At 59.7% G+C, this 19,427-nt stretch carries 17 protein-coding genes and 1 tRNA gene; 6 read left to right on the top strand and 12 right to left on the bottom strand.

The annotated features are described in order from the left end of the window. Positions 1 to 18 precede the first annotated feature (18 nt). From pal to nadA, 6 genes are all read left to right on the top strand, one after another. A complete protein-coding gene (gene pal / locus QMK54_RS24805; protein ID WP_003178634.1) occupies positions 19 to 516 on the top strand; it encodes a peptidoglycan-associated lipoprotein Pal in 498 nt (165 codons plus the stop codon). A 6-nt stretch (positions 517 to 522) separates the two neighbouring features. Beyond that, positions 523 to 1,362: a tol-pal system protein YbgF gene (gene ybgF, locus QMK54_RS24800; RefSeq protein ID WP_104449213.1), complete on the top strand. Its 840-nt coding sequence runs from the start codon at positions 523 to 525 to the stop codon at positions 1,360 to 1,362. 166 nt (positions 1,363 to 1,528) lie between these two features. Then, positions 1,529 to 2,176, top strand: a complete 648-nt coding sequence (gene queE / locus QMK54_RS24795; protein ID WP_007995628.1) for a 7-carboxy-7-deazaguanine synthase QueE — start codon at positions 1,529 to 1,531, stop codon at positions 2,174 to 2,176. A gap of 1 nt (position 2,177) precedes the next feature. Beyond that, complete coding sequence (gene queC / locus QMK54_RS24790) at positions 2,178 to 2,870, top strand: 7-cyano-7-deazaguanine synthase QueC (protein WP_223592651.1); 693 nt, start codon at positions 2,178 to 2,180, stop codon at positions 2,868 to 2,870. 63 nt (positions 2,871 to 2,933) lie between these two features. Beyond that, positions 2,934 to 3,009 (top strand) — tRNA-Lys (locus QMK54_RS24785). 270 nt (positions 3,010 to 3,279) lie between these two features. After that, on the top strand, positions 3,280 to 4,338 hold the full coding sequence (gene nadA, locus QMK54_RS24780) for a quinolinate synthase NadA (protein ID WP_110662488.1): 1,059 nt from the start codon (positions 3,280 to 3,282) through the stop codon (positions 4,336 to 4,338). Between the two features lie 135 nt (positions 4,339 to 4,473). Here the strand turns inward: nadA and QMK54_RS24775 are convergent, their stop codons facing one another. The 12 genes from QMK54_RS24775 to arcD form a co-directional block, all read right to left on the bottom strand. After that, positions 4,474 to 4,962 carry an RDD family protein gene (locus QMK54_RS24775; RefSeq protein ID WP_223589263.1) on the bottom strand — a complete coding sequence of 163 codons (489 nt, stop codon included), beginning with the start codon at positions 4,960 to 4,962 and terminating at the stop codon, positions 4,474 to 4,476. 95 nt (positions 4,963 to 5,057) lie between these two features. Then, on the bottom strand, positions 5,058 to 5,270 hold the full coding sequence (locus QMK54_RS24770) for a cold-shock protein (RefSeq protein WP_007977299.1): 213 nt from the start codon (positions 5,268 to 5,270) through the stop codon (positions 5,058 to 5,060). A 400-nt stretch (positions 5,271 to 5,670) separates the two neighbouring features. Continuing rightward, positions 5,671 to 6,795: a glycine cleavage system aminomethyltransferase GcvT gene (gene gcvT, locus QMK54_RS24765; RefSeq protein WP_320401501.1), complete on the bottom strand. Its 1,125-nt coding sequence runs from the start codon at positions 6,793 to 6,795 to the stop codon at positions 5,671 to 5,673. Positions 6,796 to 6,831: 36 nt separating this feature from the next. After that, positions 6,832 to 8,208: an L-serine ammonia-lyase gene (locus QMK54_RS24760; protein WP_223589268.1), complete on the bottom strand. Its 1,377-nt coding sequence runs from the start codon at positions 8,206 to 8,208 to the stop codon at positions 6,832 to 6,834. Positions 8,209 to 8,414: 206 nt separating this feature from the next. Next, the gene (gcvP, locus tag QMK54_RS24755) at positions 8,415 to 11,267 is read right to left on the bottom strand and encodes an aminomethyl-transferring glycine dehydrogenase (protein WP_110661226.1); all 2,853 of its coding nucleotides are present in this window, start codon (positions 11,265 to 11,267) and stop codon (positions 8,415 to 8,417) included. 11 nt (positions 11,268 to 11,278) lie between these two features. Then, complete coding sequence (gene gcvH, locus QMK54_RS24750; RefSeq protein WP_008047373.1) at positions 11,279 to 11,662, bottom strand: glycine cleavage system protein GcvH; 384 nt, start codon at positions 11,660 to 11,662, stop codon at positions 11,279 to 11,281. Between the two features lie 416 nt (positions 11,663 to 12,078). After that, a complete protein-coding gene (locus QMK54_RS24745; protein WP_320401500.1) occupies positions 12,079 to 13,587 on the bottom strand; it encodes a sigma-54-dependent transcriptional regulator in 1,509 nt (502 codons plus the stop codon). A gap of 187 nt (positions 13,588 to 13,774) precedes the next feature. Beyond that, positions 13,775 to 14,137: a DUF5064 family protein gene (locus QMK54_RS24740; protein WP_320401499.1), complete on the bottom strand. Its 363-nt coding sequence runs from the start codon at positions 14,135 to 14,137 to the stop codon at positions 13,775 to 13,777. A 12-nt stretch (positions 14,138 to 14,149) separates the two neighbouring features. Further along, a complete protein-coding gene (gene arcC / locus QMK54_RS24735) occupies positions 14,150 to 15,079 on the bottom strand; it encodes a carbamate kinase (RefSeq protein WP_320401498.1) in 930 nt (309 codons plus the stop codon). 184 nt (positions 15,080 to 15,263) lie between these two features. Continuing rightward, the gene (locus QMK54_RS24730; RefSeq protein WP_110662651.1) at positions 15,264 to 16,274 is read right to left on the bottom strand and encodes an ornithine carbamoyltransferase; all 1,011 of its coding nucleotides are present in this window, start codon (positions 16,272 to 16,274) and stop codon (positions 15,264 to 15,266) included. 24 nt (positions 16,275 to 16,298) lie between these two features. Further along, positions 16,299 to 17,555: an arginine deiminase gene (arcA, locus tag QMK54_RS24725; RefSeq protein ID WP_110662650.1), complete on the bottom strand. Its 1,257-nt coding sequence runs from the start codon at positions 17,553 to 17,555 to the stop codon at positions 16,299 to 16,301. A 31-nt stretch (positions 17,556 to 17,586) separates the two neighbouring features. Continuing rightward, positions 17,587 to 19,014 carry an arginine-ornithine antiporter gene (arcD, locus tag QMK54_RS24720; protein WP_320401497.1) on the bottom strand — a complete coding sequence of 476 codons (1,428 nt, stop codon included), beginning with the start codon at positions 19,012 to 19,014 and terminating at the stop codon, positions 17,587 to 17,589. Between the last annotated feature and the right edge of the window lie 413 nt (positions 19,015 to 19,427).

Here is a 19,427-nt window from a genome sequence, read left to right as displayed (position 1 = left end):
TTCATTAGGAGTTTCACGATGGAAATGCTGAAGTTTGGTAAATTTGCTGCGCTGGCACTGGCCATGGCTGTAGCTGTAGGTTGCTCGTCCAAAGGCGGCGACAATGCCGGTGAAGGCGCGGTAGATCCAAACGCTGGTTACGGCGCAAACACTGGTGCAGTTGACGGCTCCCTGAGCGAAGAAGCTGCTCTGCGCGCTATCACCACTTTCTACTTCGAATACGACAGTTCGGACCTGAAGCCAGAAGCCATGCGCGCTCTGGACGTTCACGCCAAAGACCTGAAAGCAAACGGCGCTCGCGTTGTTCTGGAAGGCAACACCGACGAACGTGGTACTCGTGAGTACAACATGGCACTGGGCGAGCGTCGTGCGAAAGCCGTTCAGCGCTACCTGGTACTGCAAGGTGTTTCCCCAGCTCAGCTGGAACTGGTTTCCTACGGCGAAGAGCGTCCAGTTGCTACCGGCAACGACGAGCAGTCCTGGGCTCAAAACCGTCGCGTCGAACTGCGTAAGTAATTCGTCATGCGAACGTGCCGTCGTGCTGTAACTGTTTTGGCTCTCAGCCTCGCGCCGCTTGCGGTGTGGGCTGCGGTTCCTGTGGTCGATAACGACTCCGGCTATAACAATAGCGGGAGCAGTTATCCGCCTGCAGGTTACGGTACGAACGGCGCCTATGCCGGGGGAGGGGTTTCGACCCCTGTCTCGGCACAGGGCCAGCTGTTCAACCAACTGCAACAAATGCAGGAGCAGATCTCACGCCAACAGGGTGTGATCGAAGAACTGCAAAATGATGTAGCGCGCATGAAGCAGGAAAACCTGGAGCGATACCAGGATCTTGATCGGCGCATAGGAACCGGCGTTGCACCAGCCGCGACTCCTGAAAATTCTTCCACCGGTGGTGATTTGAATGCCCCCGGTGCAGCCGCAGGCGCGGCAGCTGGCGCAGCCGCTGCTCAAGCACCTGCCGCGGGTAGCGAGCCGGCAGATCCGGCGAAGGAAAAGCTTTATTACGATGCTGCCTTCGACCTGATCAAGGCCAAGGACTTCGACAAGGCCAGCCAGGCTTTTGCCGCATTCCTGCGCAAATACCCGAACAGCCAGTACGCGGGCAACGCCCAATATTGGTTGGGCGAAGTGAACCTGGCCAAGGGTGATCTGCAGGGTGCAGGTCAGGCGTTTGCCAAGGTTTCGCAGTTGTATCCGAAGCACGCCAAAGTGCCGGACTCACTGTACAAACTCGCTGATGTAGAGCGCCGCCTGGGTCATACCGACCGGGTCAAAGGCATTCTGCAGCAGGTCGTGTCCCAGTATCCGGGCACTTCCGCCGCTCAGTTGGCCCAACGCGATTTGCAGAAGATGTAAGCCTGCTTGAGCCGTTTCAAAGAAACCCGCGCTTGTCGCGGGTTTTTTCGTTAGAATTCACCCCCTTTTTCTGAAACACGCTTTTTGGGATCTGCGCATTGCCGGGGTTCCTTGAAGTGCCTGACGGAGGCGGACAGCCTGTTTAGCTGTTACGCCCGTGGCGACTATGCAAGACACATTGAGAATTACCGAAGTTTTCTACTCGTTGCAGGGTGAAACTCGGACTGCTGGCCTGCCCACTGTTTTTGTGCGCCTGACCGGTTGCCCGTTGCGTTGCCAATACTGCGACAGCGCCTACGCGTTCACAGGCGGAACCATTCGCACGCTCGACGACATCCTCGAGCAGGTCGCCGGTTTCCGTCCGCGTTATGTCTGTGTCACGGGCGGCGAGCCTCTGGCGCAACCCAACGCCATTCCCTTGCTCAAGCGCCTCTGTGATGCCGGTTACGAAGTGTCACTGGAAACCAGTGGCTCTATCGATATTTCGGCAGTAGATTCCCGGGTCAGTCGCGTTGTCGACCTGAAAACCCCGGGTTCGAAGGAGGCGCACCGCAACCGCTACGAAAACATTGAGCTGCTCACGCCCAACGATCAGGTGAAGTTTGTCATCTGCTCGCGGGAAGATTATGACTGGTCCGTTTCCAAATTGATCCAGTACGGTCTGGACCAGCGCGCCGGCGAAGTCCTGTTCTCGCCAAGCCACCATGATCTCAATGCCCGGGATCTGGCGGATTGGGTGGTGGCGGACAACCTGCCAGTGCGTTTGCAATTGCAGCTGCATAAATATCTATGGAATGACGAGCCGGGGCGCTGAAATGACTGAACAACTCAATACTGCTGAAAAACGTGCGGTCATTCTGCTGTCCGGCGGCCTGGACTCGGCCACCGTCGTGGCGATGGCTCGTGCCGAAGGCTACAGCTGCTACACCATGAGCTTCGACTACGGGCAGCGTTCTCACGCCGAATTGCACGCCGCCGAACGTGTGGCGCGGGATCTGGGTGTAGTCGAGCACAAGGTAATCGGTCTCAATCTGAATGGCATGGGCGGTTCAGCGCTGACCGACAGCAGCATCGCTATTCCGGAAGAGTTGGGTGAGGGCATTCCGGTGACTTACGTGCCTGCGCGTAACACGGTGTTCCTGTCCCTGGCCCTGGGCTGGGCAGAAGTGCTCGGTGCACGTGACATCTTCATCGGCGTCAATGCGGTGGATTACTCCGGTTACCCGGACTGCCGTCCAGAGTTCATCGAGTCCTTCGAGCGCATGGCCAACCTGGCAACCAAAGCCGGCGTGGAAGGCAATGGCTTCCGCATTCAGGCGCCGCTGCAAAACCTCAGCAAGGCACAGATCGTCCAGGCCGGCGTGAAGCTTGGCGTGAACTACGGGCTGACCGTTTCCTGCTATCAGGCAGACGATGATGGCCGTGCATGCGGCAAGTGCGACAGCTGCCGACTGCGTGCGGAAGGCTTTGTGGCAGCCGGAATCAGCGATCCAACCCCTTATTTTTGATTTATTTCAAAATAGGTGTTGAATAGTCCTTAAAAATCAGTATTATACGCGCCACCACACAGCGGGTCGTTAGCTCAGTTGGTAGAGCAGTTGGCTTTTAACCAATTGGTCGTAGGTTCGAATCCCACACGACCCACCATTTTTGGCGGTTTAGAAAATCCGGAAGGCCCACGCAAGTGAGGATTTCCGGGTTTTTTTTTGCCCGCGATTCAAGTCCGCCTCGCTTCGGGTTGCTGCGCAAGACGCAGGTCAGATTCATCTTTTGCATCTGTCGGATATTCTGTAGCCTTGCGCAGCTTCAACGCTGTCCGTGCCTGATGAATACCCACTTTCCCGGCGGTACCCTGATGGGTCCGGAGCCGGGTGTATACTCGACTTTCGCGCGAATGCGCCTGCAGGTCTTGCGAACATGACGCAAATTTCCGAACGCCTTCTGGTTCAAGCCCACCTCGACGCCAAACAGCCCAAGCCGCTGACCGCCGATGAAGAGGCTTATTACCGTGCCGCCATCGCTGCCGAGCTCAAGGCTCAGGACGCGGTGCTGGTGGCGCACTTCTATTGTGACCCTGTCATTCAGGCGCTGGCCGAGGAGACGGGTGGCTGCGTCTCTGACTCGCTGGAGATGGCCCGTTTCGGCAACGCCCATCCAGCCAAGACCGTGGTCGTCGCCGGCGTGAAGTTCATGGGCGAGACCGCCAAGATCCTCAACCCGGAAAAGCGCGTGCTGATGCCGACGCTCGAAGCGACCTGTTCGCTCGACCTGGGTTGCCCGGTAGACGAATTTTCCGCTTTCTGCGATCAACACCCGGAGCGCACGGTGGTGGTGTACGCCAACACCTCCGCTGCGGTAAAGGCCCGAGCGGATTGGGTCGTGACCTCAAGCTGTGCGCTGGAAATCGTCGAAAGCCTGATGGACAACGGCGAGACCATCATCTGGGGCCCGGACAAGCACCTGGGTACCTATATCCAACGCCAGACCGGTGCCGACATGCTGCTGTGGGACGGTGCCTGCATCGTTCACGAAGAGTTCAAGTCCAAGCAGCTTGAGGACATGAAGGCGCTATACCCGGATGCTGCGATCCTGGTGCACCCGGAGTCGCCGACATCGGTGATTGAGCTGGCCGATGCCGTCGGTTCCACCAGTCAGTTGATCGCGGCGGCACAGAGCCTGCCGAACAAGACGCTGATCGTGGCGACCGACCGTGGCATTTTCTACAAGATGCAGCAGCTGTGCCCGGACAAGGTCTTTATCGAGGCTCCGACGGCGGGTAACGGCGCGGCGTGCCGCAGTTGTGCGCATTGCCCGTGGATGGCCATGAACACCCTTGAGCGCACGCTGAAGGCGTTGAAAGAAGGGGCGAACGAGATCTTTGTCGATCCGGCGCTGATTCCCCAGGCGATCCGCCCGCTCAAGCGCATGCTTGATTTCACTGCTGCAGCGCGGATGAAGCTGGCCGGCAACGCCTGATATTTGTCAGTTACGCCGCAAAAACTGTGGGAGCGGGCTTGCTCGCGAAGAGGGTGTATCAGTCGACATCGAGGTTGACTGGCACACCCTCTTCGCGAGCAAGCCCGCTCCCACATTGGTTTGTGTGTTCCGGGATTACTTGGTCTTTTTCGGAATCCGCACCAGCCGGGTGTTGGAATACATGTCATGCCAGCTGCGATTCTGCTTGTCGAACTGCGACCAGAAGAATCCCAGGCCAACGCAAAGCAGTGAGGCAATCGACACCACAAAGCGCAGCAGCGCCTGCCACAGGCTGATGGACGAGCCATCGGCATTCTGCACGCGGATACACCAGACCTGCATGCCCAGGGTCTGGCCGGACCAGGTCCAGAATTTGGCGAAGAAGCCGAACAGTACGAACAACAGGACTGTGGAGAGCAGGGGATCACCGTCCAGCGCACCGGCTTCAGTCAGGGTGCGCATCCGCTCTTCGCCGATGATCGCCATCTGGATCATCTTGTAGATGCCGCTGGTGACGATCAACAGGGCGGTGCACAGCAGAAAGTCATAGAACATGGCTGCCAGGCGACGACCCAGGCCAGCGGCAGGAAAGTCGCCCTGGGGAGTAAGCAGGTGTTTCGACATGGCAGGCTCTCGGCGAAAAAAGAAGCCATTTTACGGATTTACGCGCACAAAAAAGCCCCCGATGTCAGCATCAGGGGCTTTTTCGTTACAGAAGATTAGGCTTCTGCTTGTACTTCGTCAGCCTGCATGCCTTTCTGGCCTTGCACGGCGATGAAAGTCACTTTCTGGCCTTCTTTCAGGCTCTTGAAGCCGTTGCCCTGGATGGCGCGGAAATGCACGAACAGATCCGGACCGCTTTCAGGAGTGATAAAACCAAAACCTTTCTCGTCGTTAAACCACTTGACGGTACCGCTCTGACGTTGGGACATTTCTTATTTCCTTTGACGCAAAAATTAATGACAGTCTCCTTCTCATGAAAGAGTACTGGGGCTGGTTGCAGGAGAGTAAGAAGACGTCGAACGGGATGTAGCTAACTTGTAGGCTACTGCCCAGGTCACGATTCCAAGCGACCCATGCAAACACAGTGAACAAACTCTACGCCAACTATGGGAGAAAAAACAAGCCCCGCGAAGGCCCCGTATTTACTCAGGTTGATGGCAAAGTCAGTCCACTAGTGGCCTTATACGCTAACCTTGTTCAAATGTTTTCGATCGTTATAAGCAAAGTTCATAATCGAAGCTTAGAGCCAAACAATGCACTATTTTATGGCGGTTGCGTTACACATTAGTGCACAGTTAACGCAACCGCGTTACTTATAGAAACATTCAATCAGCCGCGATAGTAGCGTTGTGAAACAAATGGCATTTTGCTTACAAGCAAAGGCACCTTTTTCCCACGGACGATCGCCCAAACAGGTGTGTCCATCGCGATGTAAGCGCTGTCGACATAACCCATGGCCAGCGGCCCGCCCAGGGTCGGCCCGAAACCGCCGCTGCAGACGCTGCCGATGATGTCGCCGGCTTCGTTGACGATCTCGGCACCCTCGCGCACCGGTGTGCGTTCCTGCGGTAACAGGCCGACGCGCTTGCGGCTGACACCAGCCTGTTGGTGGGCGAATACGGTTTCGGCACCCGGGAAGCCGCCGGCACGTGCACCATCGGCGCGACGTGGCTTGGAGATGGCCCACAGCAGGCTTGCTTCGATCGGGCTGGTCTCGGTGTTCATGTCGTGGCCATACAGGCACAGACCCGCTTCCAGGCGCAGGGAGTCGCGGGCGCCAAGTCCGATGGCAGCTACTTCCGGTTCGGCCAGCAGGGCGCGAGCCAAGGCTTCGGCATTGGCGGCCGGCACGGAAATTTCGAAGCCGTCTTCACCGGTGTAGCCCGAACGGCTGACAAAACAGTCCACGCCCAGCAGTTTTACTCGAGCAAACTGCATGAAGGTCATCTTCGCAACTGTAGGTGCCAGACGCGCCAGTACAGTGACCGCCGCCGGGCCTTGCAGGGCGAGCAGGGCGCGCTCCTCGAACAGCGGCTCGATCGTGCACTGATCGCCGATGTGCTGGCGCAGGTGCGCCAGGTCCTGATCCTTGCAGGCGGCGTTGACCACCAGGAACAGTTCGTCGTTACCCAGGTTGGCGACCATCAGGTCGTCGAGGATGCCGCCCGTCGCGTTGGTGAACATCGCGTAACGCTGCATGCCCACCGGCAGGTCGATGATGTCCACCGGCACCAGGGTTTCCAGGGCCTTGGCGGCGTTGGCGCCGGTCAGGCGGATCTGGCCCATGTGCGAGACATCGAACAGACCGGCCTGGTCGCGGGTGTGCTGGTGTTCTTTCATCACGCCCAACGGGTATTGCACCGGCATGTCGTAGCCGGCAAACGGCACCATGCGCGCGCCGAGTTCGATGTGCAGTGCGTGCAGCGGGGTTTTCAACAGTTGTTCGGTGGACATATTCAGCTCCTGGAGAAGGGTGCAGATGAGCGCGCATCAGCACTCGATAATGTTGACCGCCAAACCGCCACGGGCGGTTTCCTTGTATTTGCTTTTCATGTCGGCGCCGGTCTGGCGCATGGTGCGGATGACCTTGTCGAGGGAGACGAAGTGTTGCCCGTCGCCGCGCATGGCCATGCGCACGGCATTGATGGCCTTGACCGAGCCCATGGCGTTGCGCTCGATGCATGGCACTTGCACCAGCCCGCCAATCGGGTCGCAGGTCAGCCCGAGGTTGTGTTCCATGCCGATTTCCGCGGCGTTCTCCACTTGTTGCACGGTGCCGCCAAGCACTTCGCACAGGGCGCCGGCGGCCATCGAGCAGGCGACGCCGACTTCACCCTGGCAGCCGACTTCGGCACCGGAGATCGAGGCGTTTTCCTTGTACAGAATGCCGATGGCTGCGGCAGTGAGCAGGAATCGCACCACGCCGTCGTCATTGGAACCCGGGATAAAACGCATGTAGTAGTGCAACACCGCTGGAATGATCCCCGCTGCACCATTGGTGGGGGCCGTTACGACGCGCCCGCCGTTGGCGTTCTCCTCGTTGACCGCCAGTGCGTAGAGGTTGACCCAGTCGAGCACCGACAGCGGGTCGCGCAAAGACGATTCCGGGTTCTTGCACAATTGCCGATGCAGCGCGGCAGCCCGGCGCTTGACCTTCAGCCCGCCAGGCAGGATGCCTTCGTTGCGGCAACCGGCGTCGACGCAGTCCTGCATCACTTGCCAGATGTTCAGCAGGCCGGCGCGGGTTTCCGCTTCCGGGCGCCAGGCGCTTTCGTTGGTCAGCATCACCTGGCTGATCGACAGCCCGTATTTGACGCAATGACCGAGAAGATCCTTGGCGCTTTTGAACGGAAAGGTCAGGGGCGTGGCGTCTTCGACGATGCGGTCGGCGCCGGCGGCGTCTTCATCGACTACGAAACCGCCGCCGACCGAGTAGTACTCGCGGCTGCGGATTTGCAGGCCTGCGGCATCGAAGGCGCGAAAAATCATGCCGTTGGGGTGATAGGCCAACGGTTTGCGAATCATCGCCAGGTGTTCTTTCTCGTTGAACGCAATGCTGTGTTCGCCGAGCAGGTTCAAGCGCCCGTTGCCGCGGATTTCTTGCAGGCGCGCAGCGACGGTTTCGGTGTCCACGGTGTCCGGGTGTTCGCCTTCCAGGCCCAGCAGTACGGCCTTGTCGCTGCCGTGGCCTTTGCCGGTGGCACCGAGGGAGCCATACAGCTCGACTCTGACGCTGGTGGTTGCCGACAGCAGCGCTTCACGGCGCAGGCCTTCGACGAAACGCGCAGCGGCACGCATCGGGCCAACGGTGTGGGAGCTGGAGGGGCCGATGCCAATCTTGAACAGGTCGAACACGCTTAACGACATGGTGGTTCTCCGGTTTCTTGTTATTTGATATCGACGCAGATCTTGTGGGGAGACTGGACCCTGTGGGAGCGGGCTTGCTCGCGAAGGCGGCGTAACAGGCAGCGCATCTGGTGCCAGACACACCGCCTTCGCGAGCAAGCCCGCTTCCACAAGGGGAATGCGGTGTTCTTGAGATTGGGGGCGGATGAATCCGCCCCTTCATTCGTTTAAGCGTAGCTTTCGATCGACGGGCAGGCGCAGACCAGGTTGCGGTCGCCGAACACGTTGTCGACGCGACCGACCGGTGGCCAGTACTTGCCGTCGATCAGCGAGGCAACCGGGTAAACCGCTTGCTCACGGCTGTACGGGTGCGACCACTCGCCCACCAGCTCCTTGGCGGTGTGCGGAGCGTTTTTCAGCGGGTTGTCGTCCTTGTCCAGGGTGCCGTTTTCCACTGCGCGGATTTCTTCGCGGATGCGGATCATGGCGTCGCAGAAACGGTCCAGTTCTTCTTTGGATTCGCTTTCGGTCGGCTCGATCATCAAGGTGCCGGCTACCGGGAACGACATGGTCGGCGCGTGGAAGCCGAAGTCGATCAGGCGCTTGGCCACGTCATCGACGCTGATGCCGCTGCTGTCTTTCAGTGGGCGCAGGTCGAGGATGCACTCGTGTGCCACCAGGCCGTTGCTGCCGGTGTACAGCACTGGGTAGTGCTCTTCGAGGCGACGGGAAATGTAGTTGGCATTGAGGATTGCCAGCTGCGAAGCACGCTTGAGACCCGCGCCACCCATCATACGAATGTACATCCAGGTGATCGGCAGAATGCTCGCGCTGCCGAACGGTGCCGCGCACACGGCGCCTTCCTTGCGCTCCATCTGTGCGTGGCCCGGCAGGAACGGTGCCAGGTGCGATTTCACGCCGATCGGGCCGACGCCCGGGCCGCCACCGCCGTGCGGGATGCAGAAGGTCTTGTGCAGGTTCAGGTGCGAAACGTCGCCGCCGAACTTGCCCGGTGCGCACAGGCCGACCATGGCGTTCATGTTCGCGCCGTCGATGTACACCTGGCCGCCGTTGTCATGGATGATGCCGCAGATTTCGCGGATGCCTTCTTCGAACACACCGTGGGTCGACGGGTAGGTGATCATCAGCGCAGCGAGGTGTTCGCGGTGCTCGATGGCCTTGGCGCGCAGGTCTTCGATGTCGACGTTGCCGCGGGCATCGCAAGCGGTCACGACCACGCGCATGCCAGCCATTTGGGCGGTGGCCGGGTTGGTGCCGTGGGCCGAAGACGGGATCAGGCAGATGTCGCGACGATCTTCGCCACGGCTCTGGTGGTAGGCGCGGATCGCCAGCAGACCGGCGTATTCACCCTGGGAGCCGGCGTTCGGTTGCAGCGAAACCGAGTCATAACCGGTGGCCGCGCAGAGCATGGCTTCCAGTTCGTCGGTCAATTGCTGATAGCCGGCGCTTTGCTCGGCCGGGGCGAACGGGTGCAGGGCGCCGAACTCGGCCCAGGTCACCGGGATCATTTCGCTGGCGGCGTTGAGTTTCATGGTGCACGAACCCAGCGGGATCATGGTGCGGTCCAGCGCCAGGTCCTTGTCCGCCAGTTTGCGCAGGTAGCGCATCAACTCGGTTTCAGAGTGATAGCGGTTGAACACCGGGTGGCTGAGGATCGGCGACTGGCGCACCAGCGCGGCCGGGATGGCGCTCTGCACCGAGGCAGCGAGGGCGGCGAAGTCCGGCAGGGCCTTGCCGTCGGACAGCAGGCTCCACAGGGCTTCAACGTCGGCCTGAGTAGTGGTTTCGTCCAGGGACAGGCCCAGGCGTTCGCCGTCGACCACGCGCAGGTTGATGCGCTGGGCGTGCGCCTTGTCGTGCAGCGCGGCAGTTTGCGCGCCGGTCTTCACGGTCAGGGTGTCGAAGAAGCTCGCTTGCTCGACGTTCAGGCCCAATGCGCTCAAGCCTTTGGCCAGGATTGCAGTCAGGTGGTGTACGCGATTGGCGATCTGCGTCAGGCCTTTTGGACCGTGGTACACGGCGTACATGCTGGCGATGTTGGCCAGCAGCACTTGCGCGGTGCAGATGTTCGAAGTGGCTTTCTCGCGACGGATGTGTTGTTCGCGTGTCTGCATGGCCAGGCGCAGGGCCGGGTTGCCGAAACGGTCCACGGAAACACCGACCAGGCGGCCCGGCATGTCACGCTTGAACGCATCCTTGGTGGAGAAGTAAGCCGCGTGCGGGCCACCGAAGCCCAGCGGCACGCCGAAGCGCTGTGCGCTGCCGATGGCCACGTCGGCACCGAACTCGCCCGGTGCGGCCAGCACGGTCAGGGCCAGCAGGTCGGCAGCTACGGCGACCAGGGCGTTGGTGGCGTGGAAGCGTTCGGTCAGCTCGCGGTAATCGAACACGTCACCGTTGCTCGCCGGGTACTGCAGCAGCGCGCCGAAGAACGGCGTCACGTCGGTCAGTTCGAGTTCGTCGCCAACCACTACGTCGATGCCCAGAGGCTCGGCACGGGTGCGCAGTACGTCGAGGGTCTGCGGGTGGCAATGCACGGAAGCGAAGAATTGGTGGCTGCCCTTGTTCTTGCTCAGGCGTTTGCAGAAGGTCATGGCTTCGGCGGCAGCGGTGGCTTCGTCGAGCAGGGAGGCGTTGGCAATCGGCAGGCCAGTGAGGTCGCTGATTAGGGTCTGGAAGTTCAGCAGCGCTTCGAGACGGCCCTGGGAGATTTCTGGCTGGTATGGGGTGTAGGCGGTGTACCAGGCCGGGTTTTCCAGGAGGTTGCGCAGGATCGGCGACGGCGTGTGGGTGCCGTAGTAACCCTGGCCGATGAAGGTCTTGAACAGCTGGTTTTTAGTCGCGATGGACTTGATCAAGGCCAGGGCATCGGCTTCGCTCAGGCCGTCTTCCAGGCCGAGCACGCTGGTGCCCTTGATGCTATCGGGAATCACGCTGGCGCTCAGGGCTTCCAGGGAATCGAAGCCGAGGCTGTTGAGCATGGCTTGCTCGTCACCGGCGCGCGGGCCGATGTGACGGGCGATGAATTCGTTGGCGGTGGTCAGGTTGACTTGAGTCATGTCAGTGCTCCTCAGGCTTCGGCTTGGGCTTTGATCAGGCGGTCGTAGGCGTCCTGATCCAGCAGTTGAGCGACAGCCGAGGCGTCGCTTGGCTGGAAGCGGAAGAACCAGCCTTCGCCCAGCGGATCTTCGTTGACCAGTTCAGGGCTGCTGTCGAGCGCCGGGTTCACTTCCAGCACTTCACCATCCAGCGGCATGTACACGCCGCTGGCAGCCTTTACCGATTCCACGGTGGCGGCTTCGGCGCCCTTGTCGTAGGACTGCAGCTCAGGCAGTTGAACGAAAACCACGTCGCCCAGGGCGTTCTGTGCGAAAGCGGTGATGCCGACCGTGACGCTGCCGTCAGCTTCGGTGCGCAGCCATTCGTGATCTTCAGTAAAACGCAACTCGCTCATGGAAACTCCTAAGGGGGCCAGACTCGTCTGGTGGACGCGATTGAATGCTTGGGCGATGCCCTGGTTATGCAGGTGTACATAGCAAGAACGCGGCCAACCTTGGTTTTCTCTTTGTTTATCAATGATTTAGGTGGTTTTGACAAAGCCTGAAATTCATTCGCTGTAGCGAAATCGATACGTCATATGTCAGGGATAAAAGCCGAGGTGGATCAAAGCCTTGCACAGCCGTGATCGGAGGGGTGTGTAGCGATATCGTTCCGCTGTAGCGCTTTCAGTACAGGTGGAGGTCGTTTTCAGACGTGATTTGCCGATGCATGAACATTCACGACTGTAGGAGCCGGCTTGCTGGCGATGGCGATTTTGCGGACGCCATCGCCAGCAAGCCGGCTCCTACAGATCGGTGTTCATCCGCGTTTTCAGGCCTTGCCGGGAATCCCGTACTTGCGCAACCGATGGGCAATCGCGGTGTGGGAGGTTTGCAGGCGGGTCGCGAGTTGCCGGGTCGAGGGATAGCTGATGTAGAGTTTTTCCAGCAGGGTTTTCTCGAATTCATCCATGGCCTGTTCCAGGCTGTCGACGTCATGGTCGCTCTGGCGGGCCACCGAGGTGCCGGCGATATCGAGGTCGCCAATGTCCACCAGGCTGCTTTCGCAAATCGCCGCGGCGCGGAAGATCACGTTCTGCAATTGCCGCACGTTGCCCGGCCAGCGGTTGCCCAGCAGCGCCGGGTAAGTGCCCGGCGCCAGGCGACAGATCGGGCGCTGGATCTGCGCGCAGGCCTGCTGCATGAAGTAGCGGGCCAGCAGCAGAATGTCCTGGCCGCGCTCGCGCAGCGGCGGCACTTCAATGTTGAGCACGTTGAGGCGATAGAACAGGTCTTCGCGGAACAGGCCTTCGCTGACCATTTTTTCCAGGTCGCGGTGGGTCGCGCTGAGGATCCGCACGTTGACCTTGACCTCACGATCACCGCCAACCCGACGAAAACTGCCGTCGTTGAGGAAGCGCAGCAATTTGGCCTGCAGGTACGGCGACATCTCGCCGATTTCATCGAGAAACACCGTGCCCTGGTTGGCCAGTTCCATCAGCCCCGGTTTGCCACCTCGTTGTGCGCCGGTGAAGGCGCCGGGGGCGTAGCCGAACAGTTCACTTTCGGCGAGGTTCTCCGGCAATGCCGCACAGTTCAATGCCAGGAACGGTGAACTGTGCCGGGCGCTGATGGCATGGCAGGCACGGGCCACCAGTTCCTTGCCGGTGCCGGTTTCGCCCTGGATCAGCAGCGGTGCATCGAGGGCCGCCACCCGTTGGGCGCGGGCCTTTAGGGTGCGGATCACCGGCGACTCGCCGAGCAGTGCATCGAAACCTTCGGCGTGATCGTGATGCAACGCGGAAAGACGTTCACCGATGCGGTTCGGTTGATACAGGGTCAGCAGGGCGCCGGCGTCGGTGATCGGTGTAGCGTCGAGCAGGAAGGTCTGGCCGTTGACGGAGATTTCCCGCAGCGGCAGGCGGAAGCCGTGTTCGAGCAGGGCGTCGAGCAAGGCCGGGTCGGCAAACAGGTCGGCCGCGCTTTCACCGGCCGGTTCGCGGCCATACAGGGCGATCAACGCCGGGTTGGCCAGCAGCACCTTACCGTCGCTGTCCAGTGCCAGTACCGGGTCGGTCATGGCGGCAAGTAGCGCGTCGAGCTGCAAGTGCCGGCGCTGGCCGGGCAGGATGTCGACCACCGTCACCGCTTGCACGCCCCGCACGCTGAACAGGGCATCACGCAGTTCCTCGAGGACTTGCGGGCTCAGGGTCGGGGCGTCGATGTAAACATTGGGCGGGACCATTTCCACCGCATCCAGGTTCAGATTGCGCCCGCCGAGCAGCGCCAGGACTTCCTGGGTGATACCGACGCGGTCGATGAAGCTGACGTGGATACGCATGGGGCGGTTTTGGGTTCTGCAGTGCGAAGGGTGGCAAGTATGCCTTGGTGAAGGGGTAGAGGTGAAATCCGCAGTCAGGTACAGCACCTGTAGGAGCCGGCTTGTTGGCGATTCGGACGGTGCGGTATGTCAGTAATACCGCGTTATCGTTCATCGCTGGCAAGCCAGCTCCTACAAGGGATAGGGGTTATTCGAATTTCTCGAGATCTATCGGGTCGCCGGATTTCATATTCAGTTGCTGGCGGATGTCTTCGAACATCAGGTCGTAATGCGCGTGTGACGAACCAATGGCGATCTTCTCTTTGGGAATGCCGTATTTCTCGGCGATTTTCGTCACGTTGCTGGCGAAGTTGTAGGCCTCCTCCTTGGGCAGGAAGAAGGGCTCCTTCAGTTCCTTGCCCTCAATGCTGCCGTGCATGGTGAACTGGATGCCTTTTTCGCCCTTGTCGTTTTTGCTGACTTCATAGTCGACGTGCACGTTGTAGCTGACATCATCCGCGTTCAGCGCATGACGTTCGATATGCAAGTGGCCTGGCTCAAACATTGCCATAGACGTCTCTCCTCATGAGTAAGTAATGCCAGGCGTCGCGGTGCTGATACGAGTGCCGGCCGTACCTTGAACGATAGCTTCAATGTCCGCGAGCGAACCGATCACCGCCACTTTTCCAGTATGGCGTGCGAATTCGCAGGCTGCCTGCACCTTCGGTCCCATGGAGCCGGCGGCGAAGCCGAGCTTTTCCATTTCGTCGGGGTGGGCCTGGGCGATGGCTTTCTGCGTGGGTTTGCCAAAGTCGATGAAGGCGGCTTTGACGTCGGTGGCGATCACCAGCAGATCGGCCTCAAGCTGTTCGGCCAGCAGCGCCGAGCACAGGTCCTTGTCGATGACCGCTTCGACGCCCTCGAGTTTGCCGGGCGAGGTATACATGGTCGGAATACCGCCGCCACCGGCGCAGATCACGATGCTGCTTTTTTCCAGCAGCCATTTGATCGGACGGATTTCGAAGATGCGCTTGGGTTTCGGGCTGGCAACCACGCGGCGGTATTTGTCGCCGTCCGGGGCGATTGCCCAGCCTTTTTCGGCGGCGAGCTTTTCCGCATCGGCCTTGCTGTAGACCGGGCCGATGGGTTTGGTCGGGTTCTTGAACGCCGGGTCATTGGCATCGACTTCGACTTGGGTCAGCAAGGTCGCGAAGGGCACTTCGAAGTCCAGCAGGTTGCCCAGTTCCTGTTCGATGATGTAGCCGATCATGCCTTCGGTTTCAGCGCCGAGCACGTCCAGCGGGTAAGGGGTGACGGAGGTGTAGGCCGCCGCTTGCAATGACAACAGGCCGACTTGAGGACCATTGCCGTGGGCGATGACCAGTTGGTTGCCAGGATGGATCTTGGCGATCTGTTCGGTGGCGATCCGGATGTTGGCGCGCTGGTTGTCAGCGGTCATCGGTTCGCCGCGGCGGAGCAGGGCGTTACCGCCAAGAGCTACGACGATGCGCATGGTGCAGTCCTTCTAAAAGAGAAGTCACAAACAACTCGATCTCCCGGTTGGAACCGGGCCAGTGTGGGAGCGGGCTTGCTCGAGACGGCGTGTCAGTCGACATCATTGTTTTCAGACACACCGCTTTCGCGAGCAAGCCCGCTCCCACATTGACCGCGTTGCGTCAGTGGGAGCGAGTCAGCCGTTAGAGATCCGCCAGCGTCGACACCAGAATCGCCTTGATCGTGTGCATGCGGTTTTCCGCTTGCTCGAAGGCGATACAGGCCGGCGACTCGAACACGTCATCGGTCACTTCGATGCCGTTCTTCAGGTGCGGGTACTGCTCGGCAATCTGCTTGCCGATCTTGGTGTCGCTGTTGTGGAACGCCGGCAGGCAGTGCATGAACTTGGTGCGCGGGTTGCCGGTGGCTTTCATCAGTTCGGCATTGACCTGATACGGCAGCAGTTGCTGGATGCGTTCGGCCCAGGCTTCGACCGGTTCGCCCATCGACACCCAGACGTCGGTGTGGATGAAGTCCACGCCCTTGACCGCCGCTTTCGGGTCTTCGGTGAGGGTGATGCGCGCGCCGCTTTCTTCGCCGTATTTTTTGCAGCGATCCACCAAATCGTCCGCTGGCCACAGGGCTTTTGGCGCGCAGATGCGCACGTCCATGCCGAGTTTGGCGCCGATCAGCAGCAGCGAGTTGCCCATGTTGTTACGGGCATCGCCGAGGTAGGCGTAGCTGATTTCGTGGATGGGTTTGTCGGCGTTTTCGCGCATGGTCAGCACGTCGGCGATCATTTGCGTCGGGTGGTATTCGTCGGTCAGGCCGTTGAACACCGGTACGCCGGCGAACTTGGCCAGTTCCTCGACGATTTCCTGCTTGAAGCCACGGTACTCGATGGCGTCGTACATGCGCCCGAGCACGCGGGCGGTGTCCTTCATGCTTTCCTTGTGGCCGATCTGCGAGGAGTTCGGGTCGATGTAGGTGACGTTGGCGCCCTGGTCATAGGCGGCTACTTCGAAGGCGCAGCGGGTGCGGGTCGAGGTTTTTTCGAAGATCAGCGCGATGTTGTTGCCCTTCAGATGCTGCTGTTCGGTGCCGGTGTACTTGGCACGCTTGAGGTCGCGGGACAGGTCGAGCAGGTAGCGCAATTCGCGAGGGGTGTGGTGTTCCAGGCTCAGCAGATTGCGGTTATGGATATTGAACGCCATTTTGGATCTCCTAAGGTGAACAGGTTAGTAGTCAATCGGGTCGCGGATGATCGGGCAGGTCATGCAGTGGCCGCCGCCCCGTCCCCGGCCGAGTTCGCCGGCGCTGATGGTGATGACTTCCACGCCGGCCTTGCGCAGCAGGGTGTTGGTGTAGGTATTGCGGTCGTAGCCGATCACCACGCCCGGTTCCACGGCGACCACGTTGTTGCCGTCGTCCCATTGCTCGCGTTCGGCGGCGAAGCTGTTGCCGCCGGTTTCCACCACGCGCAACGCCTTGAGGTTCAGGGCCTGGGCGACGGTGTCGAGGAAATTGGTTTCTTCGCGACGGATATCGATGCCGCCCTCTTTGCTTTCATCGGGACGCAGGGTGAAGGCGACAATCTGGTTCACCACTTCCGGGAAGATCGTGACGAGGTCGCGATCGCAGAAGCTGAACACCGTGTCCAGGTGCATCGCCGCGCGGGATTTCGGCAGGCCGGCGACGATCACTTTCTCCACGGCTTTGTTCTTGAACAGGTTCACCGCCAGTTGCGCAATGGCCTGGCGCGACGAGCGTTCGCCCATGCCGATCAACACCACGCCGTTGCCAATCGGCATCACGTCACCGCCCTCAAGGGTGGCGTTGCCGTGGTCTTTGTCCGGGTCGCCGTACCAGATCTGGAAGTCGGCGTTGGTGAACTCGGGGTGGAATTTGTAGATGGCGGTGGTCAGCAGGGTTTCCTGACGGCGTGCCGGCCAGTACATCGGGTTGAGGGTGACGCCACCGTAGATCCAGCAGGTGGTATCGCGGGTGAACTGGGTGTTGGGCAGCGGCGGCAGGATGAAGCTGGAGTTGCCGAGGAAGTCGCGGAACATCTCGATGGCCTTGCCACCGAAACTGGTCGGCAGATCGTCGCCCGAGACACCGCCGATCAGGAACTCGGCGATCTTGCGCGGCTCCAGGCTACGCAGCCACGAGCCTGTTTCGTTGATCAGGCCCAGGCCCACCGAGTTGGCGGTGATCTTGCGTTCCAGAATCCAGTCCAGGGCTTCGGGAATGGCAACGATGTCGGTCAGCAAGTTGTGCATTTCCAGCACATCGATGTTGCGCTCGCGCATCTTGGTGACGAAGTCGAAGTGGTCGCGTTTGGCCTGGGCCACCCACAGCACGTCATCGAACAGCAGTTCATCGCAGTTGTTCGGGGTCAGCCGCTGATGGGCCAGGCCTGGGGAGCAAACCATGACTTTGCGCAGTTTGCCGGCTTCGGAATGGACGCCGTACTTAACTTTTTCCTTGGTCATTACAGTGATCCTCCAGATGAAAACAGGGTTATTACAGGGTCAGGAAGCCGTCATAGAGACCGTAGGCCGCCACCACGGCGCCGACGACCACCGCAGCGAAAATCAGCTTCTCGACGTTGGTGAAAACCGGTTTGTTGATTTCCAGCTTGGCCTTGGCGAACAGGATCACGCCGGGGGCGTAGAGCAGGGCGGACAGCAGCAGGTACTTGGTGCCGCCGGCGTACAGCAGCCAGATCGCATAGATCAGGGCCACGGCGCCGATGATCAGATCCTTGCGCCGCTCGCCGGCCGCGCCTTCGTAGCTTTCGCCACGCACCGCCAACAGCAACGCATAAGCCGCCGACCACAGGTACGGCACCAGAATCATCGAGGTGGCGAGGTAGATCAGCGACAGGTAAGTGCTGGCCGAGAACAGCGTGATGATCAGGAAAACCTGGACCATGGCGTTGGTCAGCCACAGGGCATTGACCGGTACATGGTTGGCGTTTTCCTTGCGCAAAAACGCCGGCATGGTGTGGTCCTTGGCGGCGGCGAACATGATCTCCGCGCACAGCAGCACCCACGACAGCAACGCCCCCAGCAACGAGATGATCAAACCGACGCTGATCAGCACCGCGCCCCAGTGACCGACCACGTGTTCCAGCACGGCGGCCATTGACGGGTTCTGCAGTTTGGCCAGTTCCGGCTGGGTCATGATCCCCAGCGACAGGACGTTGACCAGGACTAAAAACAGCAGCACGGTGACAAAGCCGATCACGGTGGCTTTACCCACATCGCTGCGTTTTTCCGCCCGGGCCGAAAAGATGCTCGCGCCTTCGATACCAATGAACACCCACACGGTGACCAGCATCATTTTGCGTACCTGGTCCATCACGCTGCCCAGGTCCGGATTCTTCAGGCCCCAGATGTCAGCGGTGAAGATGTCCAGTTTGAAGGCGAACAACGCGATCAGCATGAACAGCAGCAACGGCACGATCTTGGCGACCGTGGTTACCAGGTTGATGAACGCTGCTTCTTTGATGCCTCGCAGTACGAGGAAATGTACGGCCCAGAGCAGCACCGAGGCACCGATCACCGCAGCAACTGTATTCCCCTCCCCAAATAGCGGGAAGAAGTAGCCGAGGGTGCTGAACAACAGTACGAAGTACCCCACGTTGCCCAGCCAGGCACTGATCCAGTACCCCCAGGCGGACGAGAAACCCATGTAGTCGCCGAAACCGGCCTTGGCGTAGGCGTAGACCCCGCCGTCCAGGTCGGGCTTGCGGTTGGCCAGGGTCTGGAACACGAATGCCAGGGTGAGCATGCCGACGGCGGTGATCGCCCAACCGATCATAATGGCGCCGACATCAGCACTGGCCGCCATGTTTTGTGGCAAGGAAAAGATCCCGCCACCAATCATCGAACCGACGACTAACGCAACCAGCGCGCCGAGTTTTAGTTTTCCGGGAGCTTCAGACATTGCATGACTCCAATGCAGGAGAAGAGAGGCAACAGATTATTCTGTTGGCTATCCGATCAGCTGACTTAGATCACTAAATGAGAGCGTTCCCGGAATCTTGGCTGAGTGCCATCACTTATAAGTCTGCTGCCTGTAATGCCTGATCTAGAGGCCTTTTCTGGTTGCTCAAGAACTTTTCAGTATTTGTTTCGAATTATGACGCTAGTTGGTTTTTCAGAATCTGCAAATTTTATTCATGCATTTTTTGGACAAAATGGACTTATTAAATGAACGTATAAAACAAATGATTATATCGACGTTGCGATAGCCGTTTTGTGCAAGTTAAAAGACGTTTGTTGGCGTTATTCAATAAACGTTATTACTCTTCAACAGTTTAGTTGACGCCCGATATGTGACGATCTCGCGGCAGTGCC

The sequence above is a fragment of the Pseudomonas sp. P5_109 genome (assembly GCF_034009455.1).
GTDB lineage: Bacteria > Pseudomonadota > Gammaproteobacteria > Pseudomonadales > Pseudomonadaceae > Aquipseudomonas.
Note: the sequence above shows the minus strand (reverse complement) of the source record. Positions and strands in the feature narration are given on the sequence as shown.